This is a genomic window from Pseudomonas sp. Irchel s3f7, from assembly GCF_900187615.1.
GTDB lineage: Bacteria > Pseudomonadota > Gammaproteobacteria > Pseudomonadales > Pseudomonadaceae > Aquipseudomonas.
Window position 1 is genome coordinate 70,556 of the sequence record NZ_FYDO01000002.1, and the last position, 17,090, is coordinate 87,645.

Consider the following 17,090-nt stretch of genomic DNA (forward strand, 5'->3'; position numbering starts at 1 on the left):
AACCGCAGGCCTTCAAGGTAAAACCGGGAGCAAGACTTCAACGTCAACACGCTCATCAAAACAGGCCTGACTATGACCGACTCAGCCAATAGCAATCGCCTTCCCCACCAGGCACACACTCTTCTGCTGGCCACCGACAGTAAAAACTCAGTGCTGGTAGAAGTCGCAGGCGGCAAGCTCAATCCGATTGCGTATTCAGCCTATGGCAAACAGTCCGCGCAGCAGGCGATTACCGCGCAACTCGGTTTCAACGGTGAACTGCGCGAATCGCTCGGTTGGTATCTGCTGGGAAAAGGCTACCGCGCATTCAATCCGACGCTGATGCGCTTTCACAGCCCGGACAGCTGGAGCCCGTTTGGGAAGGGTGGGTTGAATGCGTATATGTATTGCGTGGGGGATCCGGTGAATGCTTCTGATCCGACGGGGCATATCAAAACCTTTTTTACAAAACTAATATCGCCGCGTAACACCCGCTTAACGAGTGCATCTAGCACGTCCAGCTTAAACCCTCTCATCCAAGTGGCCGATCAGAGTGGTGAGATCAATACAGGTCTCATTCATAATGTGGCCCCTCCCAGATACGAAAATATATCGTCAATCGCAGGACAGACTCATAACAAAATAGCCATTCAAAATCCCATTGTTTCTCGGCTTAAGACTGATGTTCCACCACCAGTCCCGCCAAAACAAAAGCCACACTTTAATGACGCGGGTGGGGAGGTGGGCGTCATCAGTCCCAACTGGAAACCTGGAGAGCCCGAACGCTTCCGTAAATTCTGGAAAAGTGAGCCCTATCAACATCCTATTGCTCCAGTACCACCAATCAGGACGTTGTCAGCATCTGTCACACGTCAATACTCAGTGAGTTACGACGCTCTTGGCAACCCTCACCAACGCAGCGTTCAAATGGCCGATTTGTCCAAATTACCTACATCCACCAGAAACACTCATATTAGGCGCTGAAGGTCTTTTTAGGGGGCCCTACTCCACCAACAACCGCCCCAACCGCTGCTTCAACATCCGGTTCTCCGCCCGCAGTTGCCGGACCTCTTCGAGCAGGTCCAGCGCCAGGGCGACGCCTTCCCATTCCAGGTCAAGATCGCGCCGCAGCTTGGCGGCGCGTTTGGCCAGGGCCAGCTCGTAGTCGGTGAAGCGCCAGTCCTTGGGCTGAGCGCCCTGAGGTTCGAGGATGCCGTGTTCGACGATTTCGATCACGTAGACGTCCGTCAGGTCGGTCGCCTCACAGAATTCTGCCAGGTCCAGTTGAACGATCAGGGGACTGCTCATTGTCAGCGACTCCTTGGTTCTATGGGATCAAAAGTTCTCACGCGGATCGAACGCGGCTTTTTTCGCCAGTTCCTGCCACAGGGCCTTGATGTCATCGTCCGATTTCTTCGGCATGACCGCCTTCAGCTGCACGAACAGGAACCCACGCTCACCGGCCTTGTTCATCAAGCCATGGCCCTTGGCGCGCATGCGCTGGCCGTTCTGGCTGCCGGCCGGGACCTTGAGGTTGATCTTGCCGGTCAGGGTCGGCACGGCGACTTCAGCGCCCAGCGCCAGCTCCCACGGTGCCAGCGGCAAGGTGATGATCAGGTTCTCGCCTTCGACGTCGAATTTCGGGTGCGGCGCAAAACGGATCGTCAGGTACAGGTCGCCATTGGCGCCGCCACCGACACCCGGCGCGCCCTGCCCCTTGAGGCGAATACGCTCGCCATCGGCCACACCGGCCGGGATCTTCACGTTCAGGCTTTTGCTGGTGTTGCTCACATGCTGGCCGGCCGCATTGTATTGCGGCACCTGGAACGTGACCTTCTTCGATTCGGTCGACAGTGTTTCTTCGAGAAAAACCCCAAGTTCCATTTCCACGTCCTGCCCTCGACGTCCGGTGCTGCGACGTGGCTGTTCGCCACCAAAACCAGGCCCACGGTTACCGAAGATCGAACTGAAGAAGTCCGAGAAATCGCCCGTGTCCTGGCCACCGCCACCGAAACCGCCACGGCTCTGCCAGCCCGGTGGTCCCTGGAACGGTTGGCCATGCTGGCCATAGCGGCGCAGGTCGTCGTATTCGGCGCGCTTGTCGGCGCTTTTCAGCGCTTCATAGGCTTCCGATGCGTCCTTGAACTTGGACTCGGCGTCCTTTTCCTTGCTGACGTCGGGGTGGTACTTGCGCGCCAGCTTGCGATAGGCGGCCTTGATCGCCTTGTCGTCTGCGGTCGGTTCCACACCGAGAATCTTGTAATAGTCTTTGAAGTCCATCGCGGGAATCACCATCCGTTATCAAAATCGCGCCACCGTCGCAGCATGCGCTTGTTTGCAGCCTTGAGGTTGACCGATCTCAGTGTAGTGACCGGGCGGCGCAGCAAAAATTTATCGGCAGCAGGCGGGGCTTCTTGCGACTGCCCAGCGGCTGACCGGTTGATGCAGGGTAGTTTGGGGGTGAACGGTCGTCTTTCAAGGATCATCAGGCGAGATTTAGCAGATAACCGGCCTTCGAATCTGTCGCGCACTGACATACACTGCGCGGCCGTTTTTTAACCGGAACCTGAAAGACATGAACAACGCATCTCCAGCCCGTGCCTTGGGTATCGACTTTGGCACGTCCAACTCTACTGTCGGCTGGCTGCGCCCCGGCGTGGAAACGCTGATCGCGCTGGAGGACGACAAGATCACCCTGCCGTCGGTGGTCTTCTTCAATATCGAAGAGCGCCGCCCGGTATACGGCCGACTGGCCCTGCACGAGTACCTGGAAGGCTACGAAGGCCGCCTGATGCGCTCGCTCAAGAGCCTGCTGGGTTCCAAGCTGATCAAGCACGACACCAGCGTCCTCGGCACGGCGATGCCGTTCAAGGACCTGCTCGGGCTGTTCATCGGCCAGCTCAAGAATCGCGCCGAAGCCGCCGCCGGTCGGGAATTCGAAGAAGTGGTGCTGGGCCGTCCGGTGTTCTTTGTCGACGATGACCCGATGGCCGACAAAGAAGCCGAAGACACTCTGGTGGACGTGGCTCGCAAGATCGGCTTCAAGGAAGTCTCGTTCCAGTACGAACCGATTGCCGCTGCGTTCGACTACGAGTCGACCATCGAAAAAGAAGAGCTGGTGCTGATCGTCGACATCGGCGGGGGTACCTCTGACTTCTCGCTGGTGCGCCTGTCGCCGGAGCGTCGGGGTGTGGATAACCGCCACGAGGACATCCTCGCGACCGGTGGTGTGCACATCGGCGGAACCGACTTCGACAAACAGCTCAGCCTGCAAGGCCTGATGCCGCTGTTCGGCTACGGCAGCCGCATGAAGAGCGGCGCCTACATGCCGACCAGTCATCACATGAACCTGGCGACCTGGCACACCATCAACTCGGTGTACTCGCAGAAATCCCAGCTGGCCCTGGGCAGCATGCGCTACGACATCGAAGACACTGGCGGCATCGATCGCCTGTTCAAGCTGATCGACCAGCGCGCCGGGCACTGGCTGGCGATGGAAGTGGAAGAAACCAAGATCCAGCTGACCCACGCCGAAAGCCGCCACGTGCCGCTGGACCGCATTGAAGCGGGCCTTAGCGTGGACCTGAGCCGTGCACTGTTCGAGTCGGCCATCGACAGCCTGCTGGAGCGGGTGCGCAACAGTGTCACCCAACTGCTGGCGGACGCCGACGTGCGGGTCGATCAGGTCGATACGGTGTTCTTCACCGGCGGTTCGAGCGGGATTCCGGCGCTGCGCAACAGTGTTTCGGCGATGCTGCCGAAGGCGCGGCATGTGGAAGGGAACATTTTTGGCAGTATCGGCAGTGGCTTGGCGATCGAAGCGGCCAAGCGATACGGCTGAGGAGCAGCTGCAAGCCTCTAGCTGCAAGCTTCAAGTAAAAGCAGGGCGGCGCTTGCTCTTGGCTTTTACTTGCAGCTTGAAGCTTGAAGCTTGTGGCTGCCGTCAGACCATCCCCACCTGCTTCAACTCACTCTTCAGGTACGCGTAGTAAATCGGCCCCGCCACCACCCCCGGCAGGCCGAACGCGGCCTCGAACACCAGCATCGCCAACAGCAACTCCCACGACTTGGCACTGATCTGCCCGCCGACGATGCGCGCGTTGAGGAAGTATTCGAGCTTGTGGATAACGATCAGGTAACCCAGGGCCGCCACCGCCACCCAGATCGACAGCGACAGGCCGACGATGGTGATCAGGGTGTTCGACATCAGGTTGCCGATCACCGGCAACAGGCCGAGCAGGAAAGTCAGGACGATCAGGGTTTTGGTCAGTGGCAGCTTGATGCCGAACATCGGCAGGATCACCGCCAGGAAAATCCCGGTGAATACGGTGTTGAGCAGGGAAATCTTGATCTGCGCAAACACGATGTTGCGAAACGCCTGGACCAGCAGGTGCAGACGTTCGAACAGCGCCGCCGCCAGCGGTTTGCGCTTGGTCAGGTCCGGCACACGCTGCAAGGCAATGATCGCACCGAGCACCATGCCGATCAGCAAGGTCACGAACATGTGCGCCGCGTCCTTGCCCACCAGTTGCAAATCGCTGAGGTGCTTGCTGACCCACTCGCCAATCGCCACGCGGAACTCCGCGGCACTGGCCGGCAGGTAGGCGTCGATGAACGGCGGCAGTTGCCCGCGCGCGCGGTCGACCACTCCCATGAATTTGTCGAGGGAAGCGCCGGGGTTTTCCGCCTCGTGCAGCAGGAAGCTGAAGGCACCGGCAAAGATCAGCGACAGCACACTGACAATCAGGGTCCCCAGCAAGGCCACCGCCAGCCAGCGCGCGCGTCGGCCTTCGATCAGCCGTTGCAGTTGCGGGGTGAGCATGTTGACCAGTTCGAAGACCAGCAATCCGGCCAGCAGGCTGGGTAACAGGCGCAACGGCAGCACCAACAACAAACCACCAAAAATAATGATCCAGCTGATAACCAGCAAAACTTGACGTTGAGAAAACGTTGGCATACAGCCTCAAAAACGAACGGCGTAAAAGGATTGGCAGTCTGCCAGCGATCCGGTGTGAGCACTAGGGATTGTGTGGGGCGACCTTGGTCGAGGGTTAACGCTTTGTAGTGCCTCAACCGGCCTCATCGCGAGCAAGCTTGCTAGCGATGAGGCCAGCATAGCTGCCACTGTCCTTGAGCCGTTTTACCGCTTCAGGCAATTACTCATGAACGCCTTGCGCTCATCGCCCCTGAGGAGTTTGGCCGTGGCGTTCGCGTTGCAGTTTTTCATTTTCTCTTGCTGAGGCGTCAAGGCTGTTCCCGCCTCGTTGGCCACCGGGGCCGCTTTCAGACAGTTGCTCATGAAGGCTTTGCGCTCATCGCCCTTGAGGCTTTTGGCCGTAGCGTCGGCATTGCAGGTGGTCATCTTCTCCTGTTGGGCCGTGTTGGCGGCGAAGCCCTGGGAGCACAGCAGCAAACCGACGATCAACAACGGGGCACGCAATATCTTCATGGAGATTTCTCCTTGTTGCCGCACCGACAGACACGGCCTTGCACTGAAGTGTAGACAACACCTGTTACACCTTCCTGTTCTCCAGGTGACTGCGTCGATATTGCTCCGGCGTGCATCCGGCCTGACGCTGGAACATCGCGATGAATGCCGAACCGGTGCTGTAGCCCATGTCGAAGGCGATTTCCTGAATACTGCGCTGGCTGTCCAAGGCCTCGATGGCCGCGAGAAACCGCAGGCGCTGGCGCCACTCGCCAAAACTCATGCCCAGCTCGCGCACAAACTGTCGCGCCAGTGTGCGCTCACTCACATGGATGCGCGCCGCCCACTCCGACAAGGGCCGGTTGTCGCCAGGCTCAGCCTGCAGCGCCTCAAGGATGGCGAACAGTCCGGAACTGCTGGCGTAGGGCAAATAGCACTCATGTACCGGCGCCTGCTGTAGTTGATCCACCAGCACCTGAGCCAGACGTTTATCCGCCGCCTGTTCGGGGATTTTCACGTCCCGCGCGGCGAAGTCCTTGAGGATGGCCTTGAGAATATCGCTGATGGCCAACGTGCAGGCCTGTTGCGGCAACTCATGGCACAACGGCGGCGCGAGACAGACGGCGCGGTAGTTGATCGGCTGGTTGCTGTAGAAACTGTGCTCGGTCTCAGGCGGCACCCACACCGCGTATTGCGGGGGCGACATGAAACGGCTGCTGCCGATCTGCATGTGCAAGACCCCATTGGCCGAATACTCGAGCGTGCCCCAAGGGTGCCGGTGTGGCGCGGCGTATTCGTGGGTGTTGAAGTCGGCGTAACGGAAGTACACCGGGGCCGGCAATTCGCTGAAATCCAGCAAGTCGATGTGTTTACTGGTCATGCTGTCCGGAATCAGGGATGGGTTGTCTGGATTGAAGTATAGGCTTGTATCCAGACAAGGGATAATTGCCCCTCATTAACGTTCTGGTTTTCCCCGATGCAATACGCTTATCCCCTGCTGGCCATTTTTATCTGGGCCGGCAACACCGTGATCACCAAAATGTCGGCCGGGGCGATTTTCCCCGCCGAAATCGGTTTCTACCGCTGGCTGCTGGCCGGGTTGCTGTTCACGCCTTTCATGCTTAAACCAGTGCTCAGCCATTGGCCGAAGATCCGCGCGAACCTGGGCAAGATCTTTGTCCTCGGTGTGCTCGGCATGGCCGTCTACCAAAGCCTGGCGTACTTCGCCGCCGCCCTGACCTCGGCCACCAACATGGGCATCATCCTGTCGCTGATGCCGCTGATGTCGTTGGCCATGGCGATCATCAGCCTCGGTCAACGCCTGACCCTCGGCGCCTTGGCCGGTGCGGTACTGTCGTTCGCCGGTGTACTGGTGGTGGTGTCGTCCGGCAGCCTCGGAACACTGCTGGAACACGGCGTGAACCTCGGCGACGCAATGATGCTGATTGCCACACTCGCTTATGCGATCTACAGCACCTTGCTGAAAAAATGGCAGCTGAAACTGCCGCCGCTGGTGTTGCTGTACTTGCAGATACTGGTGGCCGTAGTGGTGCTGTTCCCGCTGTTCCTCGCCTCGGAAAAAGTCGGCCCGACGCTGCATAACATTCCACTGGTGCTTTACGCCTGCCTGTTGGCTTCGATGGTCGCGCCATGGGCGTGGATGCAGGCCGTGGTGCGTTTGGGACCGAGCCGGACCACGCTGTTTTTCAATCTGCTGCCGTTGATCACCGCGCTGATTGCGGCGGTGGTGCTGCATGAGCAGTTGGCGATGTATCACTTGGTGGGCGGGATGCTGACGTTGGGCGGGGTGATTCTTTCCGAGCGTTGGACGACGGTGTTGAGCCGCCGCTGATTAATTGTGGCGAGGGAGCTTGCTCCCTCGCCACAGGGCGGTCTAAAGACCCGCCGCATTCAGCCGCGCCGCATGCTCGACAAACAACCGAATCGGCTCAGCCCCCTTCCCCACCAACCCCAACGACTGATTGACGATGTCGAAGTGATCCAGCGGATACTCATCGCCAATCACCGTGCCGAGGTGCGAGCTGTAGCGTCCGACCATACCGTCGCAATGCCCGGCTTCGCGCACGAAGGTTTTGGCGAACAACCGGCAACTGCGATTGGTGCCGTCCAGCAGATTGCGTCCACGGTCGGTAATGCCCGGTTGCAACGTGCCGGACCAGGAGTAATAACGCACGCCGTTCACCTCCTCCGGCCCGTGCCCGCCCCAGGTTTCGGGCAGGCCCTGTGGATATCGTTGATTGAACAGCGCCACACCTTCGGTGGTGAGGGAATGATGGGAGGCATGGATATCCACCGGCAGCTTCGGCCCGCGATAGCCGGTTTCCAGCAGGCACATCAACGCGTTGACCACGTGCAATAGAAAGGTCAGCAGCCGGCCGCAGACGCTGTCATGGGGATAGTGTCGGTGCAGATAATCGGCGAGTTCCGAACCGTGATTCGGCCCCGCCACCGAAGTGACCGAGGCGACCAGGTCCGGGCGCTTGGCCGCCGCATAGCGAGCGGTCAGTGAGCCTTGGCTGTGGCCGATCAGGTTGACCTTGGCGGCGCCGGTTTCCCGCAGAATCTCTTCGATTCGCGCCAGCAATTGCTCGCCACGTACTTCACTGGAATTGAGCGGCGAAACCTGCACCGCGAACACCACCGCACCGCCACGGCGCAACGCCTCGACGATCCCGTACCAGTACGGATACAACACCAGACGAATAAACCCGAGCATTCCCGGGACCAGCACCAACGGATAGCGCGGGGCAGAACCTTGCGACATGGGCGGACGTCCTTGTGATCGGTGAGATGACGCAAGGCAGGATGCAAGACATCCGCCAAGCATCACCAGCGAAGATGACAACTCGACGACCAGTCTATGACATCCGCCTTACTTCAGCCCCACCACGCCTGCCACGATCAGCCCGACCGACACCAGTTTGACCGCGGTCAAGCTCTCGCCCAGCAGCGCGAAACCGAGAAACACCGTGCCCAGCGAACCGATGGCGGTCCAGATCGGGTACGCGATACTCACCGGTAACTCGCGCATGGCCAGGGTCAGGAAGTAAATCCCGCCCACGGCGGCCGCCACAGTGATCAGCGACGGCCAGAGCCGGGTGAAGCCTTCGGCGTACTTCATGCCCATGGCGAAAGTCACTTCGAACCCGGCGGCGACCAGCAAAAACAGCCAGGCCATCTAGAGCTCCCTGACCAACGCCAGCAGGCGCTGTTCGGCCTCGGCCGCCGAGATTGCGAAGGTGCGCTCGGCGGACTCCTCGCCCTCGGCAGCCACCACGGTGACATCGGTGATGCCGATGAACCCGAGCACCGTGCGCAACAACGTATCAGCATGATTCAAGGCTTCCAGCTCACCACCCGGGCCAAACCCGAAACCGCCGCGACTGGTGATGATCAGCGCTTTTTTGCCTTGCACCAGCGGTTCGTACTGCGCCACGCCATTGTCCAGCGTGTGATTGAACGTCAGTCCGACCCGTACGATCTGATCGATCCAGGCCTTGAGGCCACTGGGCACGCTGAAGTTGTGCATCGGCGTGGAAATCACCAGCAGATCGTGGCCGAGCAATTCGTCGACGAGTTGGTCGCTGAGCGCCAGATCCGCCTGCATCGTCAACGGTCGTGCCTCGGGTTCGGGGTAGAACGCGGCGGCCACAAACGCTTCATTGACCGGTGGTATCAACACCCGACCGACTTCGCGGCGGGTCAGTTTCGACTCGGGGTACCGAGCGTGCCACGCGGACAAAAACACTTCCGCCAAACGCCGCGAATGCGACCGTTCACCTCGTGGACTGGCATGAACAGCAAGAATTCTACTCATCTGAATCTCCTCAGGTCTAAACTCGAACGGTTTATGGTTTGCAGCTTGAAGCTCGCGGCTGCCCCACTTCAAATGAGCAAAAATCAGTCAGGGTGAATTCATTTCACCCATGGAGCTTCAAATGTTTGCCTCGCTGCCGTTGACGGCCCTGCGCGCCTTCGAGTCCGCCTCACGCCTGCTGAGTTTCAAGGCCGCCGCCGAAGAACTGTCAGTGACACCGACAGCGGTGTCCCACCAGATTCGCTCACTGGAGACCTGGCTCGGCGTGCCGCTGTTCGAACGTTTGCCCCGCCAGGTACGCCTGACCGAGTGCGGCGAGCGACTTTTCCACAGCCTGCACGGTGCATTTCTCGACGTGGCGCAAAGCATCGACACCCTGCGCCCGCAGCGCAATGGCGCGAACCTGACGATCTCCACCACCGCCGCCTTCGCCGCGCTTTGGCTGGTGCCACGGCTGGGCCGCTTTTATGCGCAGCATCCGACGATCAATATCCGCCTGGACACCCACTGCGAAGTCATCGATCTGCATCAGGACGCCAGCGTCGATCTGGTTGTGCGCTACAGCCTCGACGATTATCCGAACCTGTATGGCTTGTGCCTGTTCGATGAGTCCTTCGGGGTTTATGGCTCACCGGAGCAAGTCGACCTGGCGAGCCATCGCACACCGACGTTGATCAGCGTGCGTTGGCAAAATTCGAAACTCTATGCCCACGGCTGGGAGGCCTGGTGCGCGCGCTCCGGCGAAACCTGGCTGACGGGCCAGCCCGCCGTGCGCGAATACGATGAAGAGCATTACGCCCTGCAAGCAGCGATTGCAGGGCAAGGTCTGGTGCTGGCGAGCAATATTCTTGTTTCGGAAAGTGTGGCCAGCGGGTTGCTGGTGGCTTATCGGGGAGAGGTGCAGGTCGACGGCGCGGGATACAGCGCCCTGTGTGTGCCGGGGCGCGAACGGCATCCGCCGGTTCGGGCGTTTTTTGCGTGGCTGCGTGAGGAGGCGTTGATGTCAGGGCATGAGTTGCGTTGACGGGGATTATACATTATCGAACTACTTACATTAAAAACCGCAGATCAAACATAAAACAAAATCAACAGTTACAAACTCAAACTAGACTTTAAATTAAATAAACTTAATCTATCAACACGGCCAACCGGCCGATTCAATAAACAAGTAAAGGATTACTTATATGCTACTCGAACAACGACTTGAATTTCTTGACTCCCTACCATCGCTGCCTATCTTGACGCAGAGCCCGACACCTACAATTCGGGCATTCGCGGCCGACTCCGAACACGACATCAACAAGCCGACCGCCAGTGTCATGCCTGACACAATTGACGCTTTCATGCCCGGCGTCCCGCAACAGATGATCGATGACGTAAATCTCAGCAAATTAATCATGCAAAACGCGGCCACCCTAAAATTCCCCGAAGATGCGCAGCTTTTCGAATGGTACAAGTATTACGTCAATGGTCTGAGCAAACTGGGCTGGGTCATTCAAAGTAAAGACATCCAAGAAGTCACCATCAGAAGGGTGGGACTGACAATGGATCAGGTTGCACTGGAAGTGGCGGCTGGGCTAATTGGCCCTAACGCTGCCGCGGTGCTCGCCAATGTCGCGAAAATAGCCGTGGATGCGGTACAGAACAATCCTCGCGCCATTACAATCTTCGACCGCAATACAAAGCTGGGTGCTCAGGCAAAATTCGATATCGCCCCGGTCTGGCTCGATAACAGCGGAAATCCGAACATGATCCTTAACTGTATTTCGCTGGATGCAAGGGAGAGCACTCGCGGCATCCTGTTCTGGAAATCCACCCGTCAGTCCACCACTATAAAAACCGGCGCCGTGCGTACTTACCTGGACAGCAAAGTCTTTTCCGGTCTGCGGGATAATTTGTACAGCAAGTACAGTGAGGCGGGAAAAAAATTCATTGAAGAACTTCCCGACTTTGGCGACTTCTAATTTTAATCGGAAATAAAATTGTCGATTAAAAACAACTCACTCAACCTCACACAGTACACATCATGGAAACTAGCGCATTTGACAGCTATCTTGTTAGCGGCAACATAACGATTTTTGTCGGATCACATACCGACAATTATAAAAAAGATATTTTAGCGTCCAGCCTACTCGCTGAATTGGTAGCCGGACAACAGAGCAATGATCGCATCGCTTCCTGGCCAACTTACACAGACACACTTAAAAAAGTTGGCTGGATACTCAACAGCCGTTCCTCGCAGCGTATTGAATTTATCAATAGCAGCCTTTTTGATGTGATAGATGAAAGCGTCGGGAGTGCTTTGTCACAAGATAATCGAAAAGAACTCGCCAACGCTTTCTCTCAAATTGCGGCGCTATCCAATGACTCCCCAGCGTACAAGGAAATCGTTGAAAAACTTCAGAAAAACGCAAAAGCAAACACGGCTTCAAGCGCGGCACTGCTGACGATTGTTCGCAACGATAAAACCGTGGTTACCCTACAAGTGACATTCGAAACGGCCGAGGCGCTTGCAACGAACATCCTCAACCTGCCTGTTCTGAATGCCATCACCGACCGCAAGACCAATGTCTGGATGGTATGCAGCGCACTGGATGCTCGTCATTACAACGATGTCCGAAGTGAAGTCCTGAAGAAACTGGGTCGCAAAATCGAAACTGAAATACTGCACATCCAAAACCCCCAGCAGTGACTTCAAGACCCCGCTTCACAAGCCGTTCAAGCGCCCCTGATTTTAAACCGGCGGCGCTTGAACACTGCTAACGGACGAGGATCAGTGTTTAACCGTCTTCGGCACATTGCCCGCCTTCATCTGCTCCAGCAACGGTGCGCACTGACTCGGCTCCCCGCCGCTCGGTGCCACCAGTGCGAGCAAACCCGCCGCCGGTGCGGCGATCACGCCCAGCGCAACCATCCCCGCGCCGCGCAGCATCAACGGCACGGCTTTGACCCCGGCATCGGGCTTGATGAACTTGCCTCGCACATACAGCGGCGAGCGCAAGGAAATCAAACGCCAACCCTTGGATTCCGGGGTGACGGTCAGGTCCAGTTGCTCGGTTGCCATGTTCGCCGTGCCATCGATGTAGACAATGGCGTTCTCGGTATCGAAGACGAACAGACGGACAGTCGCCAAGCCGGACTCGATGCCGAAATCGGCCGCCGCGCAGTTGATCTTCACTTCCTTGTCACCAAAGATCTTGCCGACCACGTAATTGCCGACGTTCAGACCCGCCAGCTCCATCAGTTCGCGACTGATGGCGCCATCGTTGATCAGCATCTTCAGGTTGCCATTGGCGCTGCCCAGCAGTTTGGCCACCGAGTTGCCACGCCCGGTGATATCGGCATCGCCATTGAGCTCGCCGAAGCTGGTTTTCATCGGTTCAAAGGTCGGGAACAGTTGCTTGAGCTTGAACCCGCGCGCGGTGAGTTTTGCCCGGCCTTCCAGCGGGTCGGTACGACCGTTCAGGCGAATCTGCGCATCGAGATTCCCGCCAGCGACACCAAAGCGCAGCGGCTCGAGGCTGAGCACGCCGTCGGTCAGTACCAGGTGTGTGTAGAGATCGTTGAACGGCAGTTTTTCGCTGTGGACGATGCGCTTGCCGGTGAACTCCACATCGGCGTCCATGTCGCGCCAGCGATCGGTTTTGAATTCTTCGACCGGCAGCACTTTATCGGTCGGTTGCTTGCTGTCGCCGCCTCGGGCCTTTTGCTCGGCATTGGAGTCGGCACCGATCAGCGGAGCGAGGTCGGTAAACAACACTTGATTGGACAGCAGCGCGCCGCTGAGCTTCGGCCGCGGCTTGCTGGCAACGTAGGTCAGATTGCCGTGAATATCGCTGTCGCCGATCTTGCCGTTGAAGTCTTCATAGCGATACACCGCGCCGCCGGGTTCATGCAGCTTGCCAATCAGGTGACCGTCGGTGGCGTAGGGCGGCGTGTCCGGCAGGGTGATGCCGGTCAACGGATAGAGATTGCCCAGGCTGGTACCGGCGAGTTTCAAGCGCAGATCCAGGGCGCCAAGGTTCATCGGATCGGTCAGGGTGCCGGCCAACTCAATGCTCGAGTCCGCCACCTTCACCTGCGCCTGAAGCGGAAACGGTCGGGTGGAATCCTGCAAGGCCAACAATCCGCCGATCTTGCCCTGCCCCGCGAGTTTCTCGCCGTGATACTGGCCGTTGACCTTGAGGGCGAACGCATAGTCCTGCGGGACCGCGCCTTGCGCCTGCGCGGTCTTCGTCGCTTTGACACCGACGATGTCGCTGAAGGGAATCGGTTTACCCAGCGGATCGATAAGCACATCGAGCCGGGTCTTGAGGTTTTGATCGTCGAGGGTGACATGGCCCTTGTCGAAACCGATCGCGCCGATGTCGACCACCCAATTCGACGGTTCGGCGCTCGGGTCCTTGGGATCGAACTTGAAGGTCCAGTTGGCGCGCCCGTCAGCCAGGCGTTGCAGGCTGGCGTTCGGTTCGGTGAGGTCGATGCGCGGAATCACCACTCGCTGCGCCAACAGCGCCAACGGCGAAATTCGCAATTCGACGCGCTTGAGGGTGACCATCTGCGGCGCCTTGGACCAGTCCGAGTTGCCCAGGCTCAAGTCCTCCGCCACCACATGCGGCCACGGCACCCACGCACGCCAGCCCCCTTCATCGGGCTCACGCTGCCAGACCACCGACAGATTGCCGTTGATGGCAAACGCCCGGTGCAGCTCTTCCGAGACTTTGGCATTGAGGGGCGGTTTGATCCGGTTCCAGTCAAAAAACACGATGACCAGCACCAACACCGCCAGCAAGACAACGAAGCTGGCGAAGGTCCAGGCGAGAATTTTACGAGTGCGCGTCATTGCACAGAGCTCCTGATACGACCGAGCGCCCGGACCGCGACGCCTGGTGAAACGGTGAGCCGTAAGCGGCCCCCATGGAATCTACGACTGAAAAAAAACCGGCAGGTTTAGTCGAAAGACCGATTTTGCCGAAATCCGCCAGTCAAGTCATGACCCATCAGTCAATTCGCGTTATCGACCCTGCCCCCTTTGTACCGCGAGCGCGGGATGAAAATACCCAAGCCGGTGCAAAAGCGCTCCCCGGAAACGCCCGGTCTAGAGCCCCTCCAGCGAACAATCAATTCCGTTGATTATTACCATTGCGTTTATGAACTTTTATATCGATTTATCGAGAGTAGCATTGCCCTCGTACCCACTTTCTCGCACTCCCCTGGAGCAAAACAATCATGAAACGCCAATTACTGTTGAGCCTTACCCTCTCGATGCTGGCCACCACCGCTTTCGCTCTTCCAGCCGCTGACCAGGCGACCCCACAAGTGAAAGCCAGCCACTCGGTATTCAGCCAAACCGTTGCCGCTGATGGTTCGGACCGTACCCCACAAGGCCAGACCCTGGCAGAAGGCGGTAACGATCGCCTGAAAGAAAAAGGCCTGATCACTCAGGACGGCTCGGATCGCACCCCACAAGGCCAGACCCTTGCAGCTGATGGCTCGGACCGCACCCCACAAGGTCAAACACTCGCTGAAGGCGGTGGTGATCGTGTGATCGAACGTAACAGCGCTCTGAGCTAAGCCCCATGGCCGCTCAGAAAAAAAGCCCAATCAACGGATTGGGCTTTTGACTTTATAGCGATCCAGATAACAGACGCAGCACTTCCCCGCTTGATCCCCTCGATAGTCGTTCGACGCCGACAAAGCCGATTTGCTAGAGTGCGCCGCTGTCCCTGTCCAGAAAACACCTTGCGATGCTGCCCCGCGCCGAACAGAAACAACAGACCCGTAACGCCCTGATGGACGCTGCCCGGCGCTTGATGGACGGCGGCCGAGGATTCGGCAGCCTGAGCCTGCGCGAAGTGGCGAAAACCGCCGGCATCGTGCCCACCGGTTTCTACCGGCATTTCGCCGACATGGATGAGCTGGGCCTGGTATTGGTCAGCGAAGTCGGCCAGACCTTTCGCGAAACCATTCGCCTGGTGCGTCACAACGAGTTCGTGATGGGCGGCATCATCGACGCTTCGGTGCGGATCTTCCTCGACGTGGTCAGCGCCAACCGTTCGCAGTTCCTGTTTCTCGCCCGTGAGCAGTACGGCGGCTCGTTGCCGGTGCGCAAGGCGATTGGCCGTTTGCGCGAAGACATCAGCTCGGACCTCGCCGCCGATTTGTCGCTGATGCCGAAACTGCAACACCTGGACATCGCCGGCCTGAACGTCATGGCCGACCTGATTGTCAAGAGTGTGTTCGCCACCCTGCCGGACATCATTGATCCACCGGCCGAAGCGCTGCCGGAGCATCTGACGCCCCAGGCGAAAATCACCCAGCAACTGCGCTTCATCTTTATCGGCCTGAAGCACTGGCAAGGGCTCGGCAGCACTGAGTAGTTTCTGTGGATGAAATCCTTGTAGGAGCAAGCTTGCTCGCGATGAGGGCATGCAATTCACCCTCGATGTGACCGTTACACTGCTATCGCGAGCAAGCTCGCTCCTACAATTAACCGTGTCGCTTCAACTTGGTGCGCAAACCAGAAATGACGCACCAACTTCTGCCACGATTTCGTCGCACCGCCTCTCGCCCTACACCTCCGACAGGCATTTCCTACACATCACCCCGATTGGCAAGCCCCTTGCTCTAGCCTCAGCATTGTCCATTGCTGGAAGCCTTCCGATGCTGGTGATTCACCGCAGAATCAACCCTCAACCCGTCTGGGCCGCCGAACTGCACCTCACGTTCGAAGCCCGCAGCAAAAGCCGTTTGCGCTGTTTCAGTGCCGAGGGCGAAGACGTCGGGTTGTTTCTGGAGCGCGGTCAGCCGCCGCTGTATGACGGCGAATGCCTGCAAGCCGAAGACGGGCGTATCGTCCGCGTTTGCGCCCGTCCCGAACAATTGCTGCACGTCACCTGCGCCAACGCGTTCGAACTGACCCGCGCCGCCTATCACCTGGGCAACCGCCATGTCGCCCTGCAAGTCGGCGATGGCTGGTTGCGTCTGCTCGACGACTACGTGCTCAAGGCCATGCTCGAACAACTGGGCGCCCGCGCCGAGAACATGGAAGCACCGTTCCAGCCGGAGCACGGTGCCTACGGCGGCGGCCATCACCATTCGCGTCATGGCGATGAAGATTTCAACTACGCGCCGAAACTGCACCAGTTCGGCGTGCGCACATGAATCCGGCCTGGGCCCTGCTGCGCCTGGCCAGTCCGCAATTGCCGATTGGCGGCTACAGCTATTCCCAAGGCCTGGAAATGGCGGTCGATAACGGCCGTGTGCACGATCCCGACAGTGCCAGGCGCTGGATCAGCGATCAGTTGTTACTGAACCTGGCGCGCTTCGAGGCGCCCTTGTTGCTTGCCCATTGCGTTGCGGCGCATGAGGAAAACTGGGACGAGTTGCTGCAACGCTGCGAGCAACACCGCGCCAGCCGTGAAACCCGCGAGCTGCACCAAGAGAGCCGGCAGATGGGCTACTCGTTGCAGCAACTGCTCAACGGTTTACCGGAACTGGACGCTCCCGCCCGCGCCTTTCTCGATCAACGTCCCGAGCCGCATCTGGCACTGGGCTGGGCGTTGGCCGCCCGCGCCTGGCAGATCAGCCCGCAAGACGCCTTGGCTGCGTGGCTCTGGAGCTGGCTGGAAAACCAATTGGCGGTGCTGATGAAAACCCTGCCGCTGGGTCAGCAAGCTGCCCAACGCCTGACCAGCGAGCTGTTGCCGTTGCTTCAACAAGCGCAACAGAACGCGACTCAAATCGATCCTGATCATTACGGCAGCGCCGCGTTCGGCCTGTCCCTGGCGTGTATGGCCCACGAGCGCCAGTACAGCCGTCTGTTCCGTTCCTAGGGCCTTTTAT

19 protein-coding genes are annotated in these 17,090 nt (G+C 58.6%); 10 read left to right on the top strand and 9 right to left on the bottom strand.

The features are described 5' to 3' along the window. Window positions 1–72 precede the first annotated feature (72 nt). On the top strand, window positions 73–963 hold the full coding sequence (locus CKW19_RS01875; RefSeq protein WP_095056316.1) for an RHS repeat-associated core domain-containing protein: 891 nt from the start codon (window positions 73–75) through the stop codon (window positions 961–963). An 18-nt stretch (window positions 964–981) separates the two neighbouring features. Here CKW19_RS01875 and CKW19_RS01880 read toward each other — a convergent pair whose 3' ends face one another. Both CKW19_RS01880 and CKW19_RS01885 read right to left on the bottom strand, forming a co-directional pair. Further along, the gene (locus tag CKW19_RS01880; protein WP_095056317.1) at window positions 982–1,287 is read right to left on the bottom strand and encodes a chaperone modulator CbpM; all 306 of its coding nucleotides are present in this window, start codon (window positions 1,285–1,287) and stop codon (window positions 982–984) included. A 27-nt stretch (window positions 1,288–1,314) separates the two neighbouring features. Next, complete coding sequence (locus CKW19_RS01885; protein WP_095056318.1) at window positions 1,315–2,259, bottom strand: DnaJ C-terminal domain-containing protein; 945 nt, start codon at window positions 2,257–2,259, stop codon at window positions 1,315–1,317. Window positions 2,260–2,554: 295 nt separating this feature from the next. Between CKW19_RS01885 and CKW19_RS01890 the strand changes: the two genes are divergently transcribed. Further along, window positions 2,555–3,820 carry an Hsp70 family protein gene (locus tag CKW19_RS01890; RefSeq protein WP_095056319.1) on the top strand — a complete coding sequence of 422 codons (1,266 nt, stop codon included), beginning with the start codon at window positions 2,555–2,557 and terminating at the stop codon, window positions 3,818–3,820. Between the two features lie 102 nt (window positions 3,821–3,922). On the opposite strand, the gene CKW19_RS01895 is transcribed toward CKW19_RS01890, so the two are convergent. The 3 genes from CKW19_RS01895 to CKW19_RS01905 all read right to left on the bottom strand — a co-directional run bounded on the left by CKW19_RS01895 (window position 3,923) and on the right by CKW19_RS01905 (window position 6,287). Further along, window positions 3,923–4,936, bottom strand: a complete 1,014-nt coding sequence (locus CKW19_RS01895; RefSeq protein ID WP_095056320.1) for an AI-2E family transporter — start codon at window positions 4,934–4,936, stop codon at window positions 3,923–3,925. A gap of 183 nt (window positions 4,937–5,119) precedes the next feature. Beyond that, on the bottom strand, window positions 5,120–5,428 hold the full coding sequence (locus CKW19_RS01900) for a PsiF family protein (protein ID WP_095056321.1): 309 nt from the start codon (window positions 5,426–5,428) through the stop codon (window positions 5,120–5,122). 64 nt (window positions 5,429–5,492) lie between these two features. Then, a complete protein-coding gene (locus CKW19_RS01905) occupies window positions 5,493–6,287 on the bottom strand; it encodes a helix-turn-helix transcriptional regulator (protein WP_095056322.1) in 795 nt (264 codons plus the stop codon). Between the two features lie 96 nt (window positions 6,288–6,383). On the opposite strand from CKW19_RS01905, the gene CKW19_RS01910 reads away from it, so the two are divergent. Further along, entirely contained in the window at window positions 6,384–7,259 is an 876-nt protein-coding gene (locus tag CKW19_RS01910; protein WP_095056323.1) for a DMT family transporter, read from the top strand. A gap of 42 nt (window positions 7,260–7,301) precedes the next feature. On the opposite strand, the gene CKW19_RS01915 is transcribed toward CKW19_RS01910, so the two are convergent. The 3 genes from CKW19_RS01915 to CKW19_RS01925 form a co-directional block, all read right to left on the bottom strand. After that, the gene (locus CKW19_RS01915; protein WP_095056324.1) at window positions 7,302–8,192 is read right to left on the bottom strand and encodes a triacylglycerol lipase; all 891 of its coding nucleotides are present in this window, start codon (window positions 8,190–8,192) and stop codon (window positions 7,302–7,304) included. Between the two features lie 108 nt (window positions 8,193–8,300). Then, a complete protein-coding gene (locus tag CKW19_RS01920) occupies window positions 8,301–8,606 on the bottom strand; it encodes a multidrug efflux SMR transporter (RefSeq protein ID WP_095056325.1) in 306 nt (101 codons plus the stop codon). Next, window positions 8,607–9,245, bottom strand: a complete 639-nt coding sequence (locus CKW19_RS01925) for an FMN-dependent NADH-azoreductase (RefSeq protein ID WP_095056326.1) — start codon at window positions 9,243–9,245, stop codon at window positions 8,607–8,609. Window positions 9,246–9,354: 109 nt separating this feature from the next. Between CKW19_RS01925 and CKW19_RS01930 the strand changes: the two genes are divergently transcribed. The 3 genes from CKW19_RS01930 to CKW19_RS01940 all read left to right on the top strand — a co-directional run bounded on the left by CKW19_RS01930 (window position 9,355) and on the right by CKW19_RS01940 (window position 11,937). Next, a complete protein-coding gene (locus tag CKW19_RS01930; protein ID WP_177408764.1) occupies window positions 9,355–10,269 on the top strand; it encodes a LysR substrate-binding domain-containing protein in 915 nt (304 codons plus the stop codon). Window positions 10,270–10,429: 160 nt separating this feature from the next. Continuing rightward, window positions 10,430–11,209 (top strand): hypothetical protein, encoded by a 780-nt coding sequence (locus CKW19_RS01935; protein ID WP_095056328.1) that lies wholly within the window; start codon window positions 10,430–10,432, stop codon window positions 11,207–11,209. 62 nt (window positions 11,210–11,271) lie between these two features. Beyond that, the gene (locus CKW19_RS01940; RefSeq protein WP_095056329.1) at window positions 11,272–11,937 is read left to right on the top strand and encodes a hypothetical protein; all 666 of its coding nucleotides are present in this window, start codon (window positions 11,272–11,274) and stop codon (window positions 11,935–11,937) included. 81 nt (window positions 11,938–12,018) lie between these two features. On the opposite strand, the gene CKW19_RS01945 is transcribed toward CKW19_RS01940, so the two are convergent. Next, on the bottom strand, window positions 12,019–14,088 hold the full coding sequence (locus CKW19_RS01945; RefSeq protein WP_095056330.1) for an AsmA family protein: 2,070 nt from the start codon (window positions 14,086–14,088) through the stop codon (window positions 12,019–12,021). Window positions 14,089–14,474: 386 nt separating this feature from the next. Here CKW19_RS01945 and CKW19_RS01950 point away from each other — a divergent pair, with 386 nt between their 5' ends. The 4 genes from CKW19_RS01950 to CKW19_RS01965 all read left to right on the top strand — a co-directional run bounded on the left by CKW19_RS01950 (window position 14,475) and on the right by CKW19_RS01965 (window position 17,080). Further along, entirely contained in the window at window positions 14,475–14,819 is a 345-nt protein-coding gene (locus CKW19_RS01950; protein WP_095056331.1) for a hypothetical protein, read from the top strand. 173 nt (window positions 14,820–14,992) lie between these two features. Beyond that, the gene (locus tag CKW19_RS01955) at window positions 14,993–15,625 is read left to right on the top strand and encodes a TetR family transcriptional regulator (protein WP_095056332.1); all 633 of its coding nucleotides are present in this window, start codon (window positions 14,993–14,995) and stop codon (window positions 15,623–15,625) included. Window positions 15,626–15,908: 283 nt separating this feature from the next. After that, window positions 15,909–16,409, top strand: a complete 501-nt coding sequence (gene ureE / locus CKW19_RS01960; protein ID WP_095056333.1) for an urease accessory protein UreE — start codon at window positions 15,909–15,911, stop codon at window positions 16,407–16,409. After that, complete coding sequence (locus CKW19_RS01965) at window positions 16,406–17,080, top strand: urease accessory protein UreF (RefSeq protein WP_095056334.1); 675 nt, start codon at window positions 16,406–16,408, stop codon at window positions 17,078–17,080. Before ureE ends, CKW19_RS01965 begins: the two co-directional genes overlap by 4 nt. The last annotated feature ends 10 nt before the right edge of the window (window positions 17,081–17,090 follow it).

Coding starts and splice junctions, on each gene's coding strand:
- CKW19_RS01940 (WP_095056329.1), top strand. CDS start 11,272: ATGGAAACTAGCGCATTTGACAGCTATCTTGTTAGCGGCAACATAACG.
- CKW19_RS01900 (WP_095056321.1), bottom strand. CDS start 5,428: ATGAAGATATTGCGTGCCCCGTTGTTGATCGTCGGTTTGCTGCTGTGC.
- CKW19_RS01890 (WP_095056319.1), top strand. CDS start 2,555: ATGAACAACGCATCTCCAGCCCGTGCCTTGGGTATCGACTTTGGCACG.
- CKW19_RS01930 (WP_177408764.1), top strand. CDS start 9,355: ATGGAGCTTCAAATGTTTGCCTCGCTGCCGTTGACGGCCCTGCGCGCC.
- CKW19_RS01925 (WP_095056326.1), bottom strand. CDS start 9,245: ATGAGTAGAATTCTTGCTGTTCATGCCAGTCCACGAGGTGAACGGTCG.
- CKW19_RS01885 (WP_095056318.1), bottom strand. CDS start 2,259: ATGGACTTCAAAGACTATTACAAGATTCTCGGTGTGGAACCGACCGCA.
- CKW19_RS01920 (WP_095056325.1), bottom strand. CDS start 8,606: ATGGCCTGGCTGTTTTTGCTGGTCGCCGCCGGGTTCGAAGTGACTTTC.
- CKW19_RS01935 (WP_095056328.1), top strand. CDS start 10,430: ATGCTACTCGAACAACGACTTGAATTTCTTGACTCCCTACCATCGCTG.
- CKW19_RS01875 (WP_095056316.1), top strand. CDS start 73: ATGACCGACTCAGCCAATAGCAATCGCCTTCCCCACCAGGCACACACT.
- CKW19_RS01905 (WP_095056322.1), bottom strand. CDS start 6,287: ATGACCAGTAAACACATCGACTTGCTGGATTTCAGCGAATTGCCGGCC.
- CKW19_RS01910 (WP_095056323.1), top strand. CDS start 6,384: ATGCAATACGCTTATCCCCTGCTGGCCATTTTTATCTGGGCCGGCAAC.
- CKW19_RS01950 (WP_095056331.1), top strand. CDS start 14,475: ATGAAACGCCAATTACTGTTGAGCCTTACCCTCTCGATGCTGGCCACC.
- CKW19_RS01945 (WP_095056330.1), bottom strand. CDS start 14,088: ATGACGCGCACTCGTAAAATTCTCGCCTGGACCTTCGCCAGCTTCGTT.
- CKW19_RS01965 (WP_095056334.1), top strand. CDS start 16,406: ATGAATCCGGCCTGGGCCCTGCTGCGCCTGGCCAGTCCGCAATTGCCG.
- CKW19_RS01915 (WP_095056324.1), bottom strand. CDS start 8,192: ATGTCGCAAGGTTCTGCCCCGCGCTATCCGTTGGTGCTGGTCCCGGGA.
- CKW19_RS01895 (WP_095056320.1), bottom strand. CDS start 4,936: ATGCCAACGTTTTCTCAACGTCAAGTTTTGCTGGTTATCAGCTGGATC.
- ureE (WP_095056333.1), top strand. CDS start 15,909: ATGCTGGTGATTCACCGCAGAATCAACCCTCAACCCGTCTGGGCCGCC.
- CKW19_RS01955 (WP_095056332.1), top strand. CDS start 14,993: ATGCTGCCCCGCGCCGAACAGAAACAACAGACCCGTAACGCCCTGATG.
- CKW19_RS01880 (WP_095056317.1), bottom strand. CDS start 1,287: ATGAGCAGTCCCCTGATCGTTCAACTGGACCTGGCAGAATTCTGTGAG.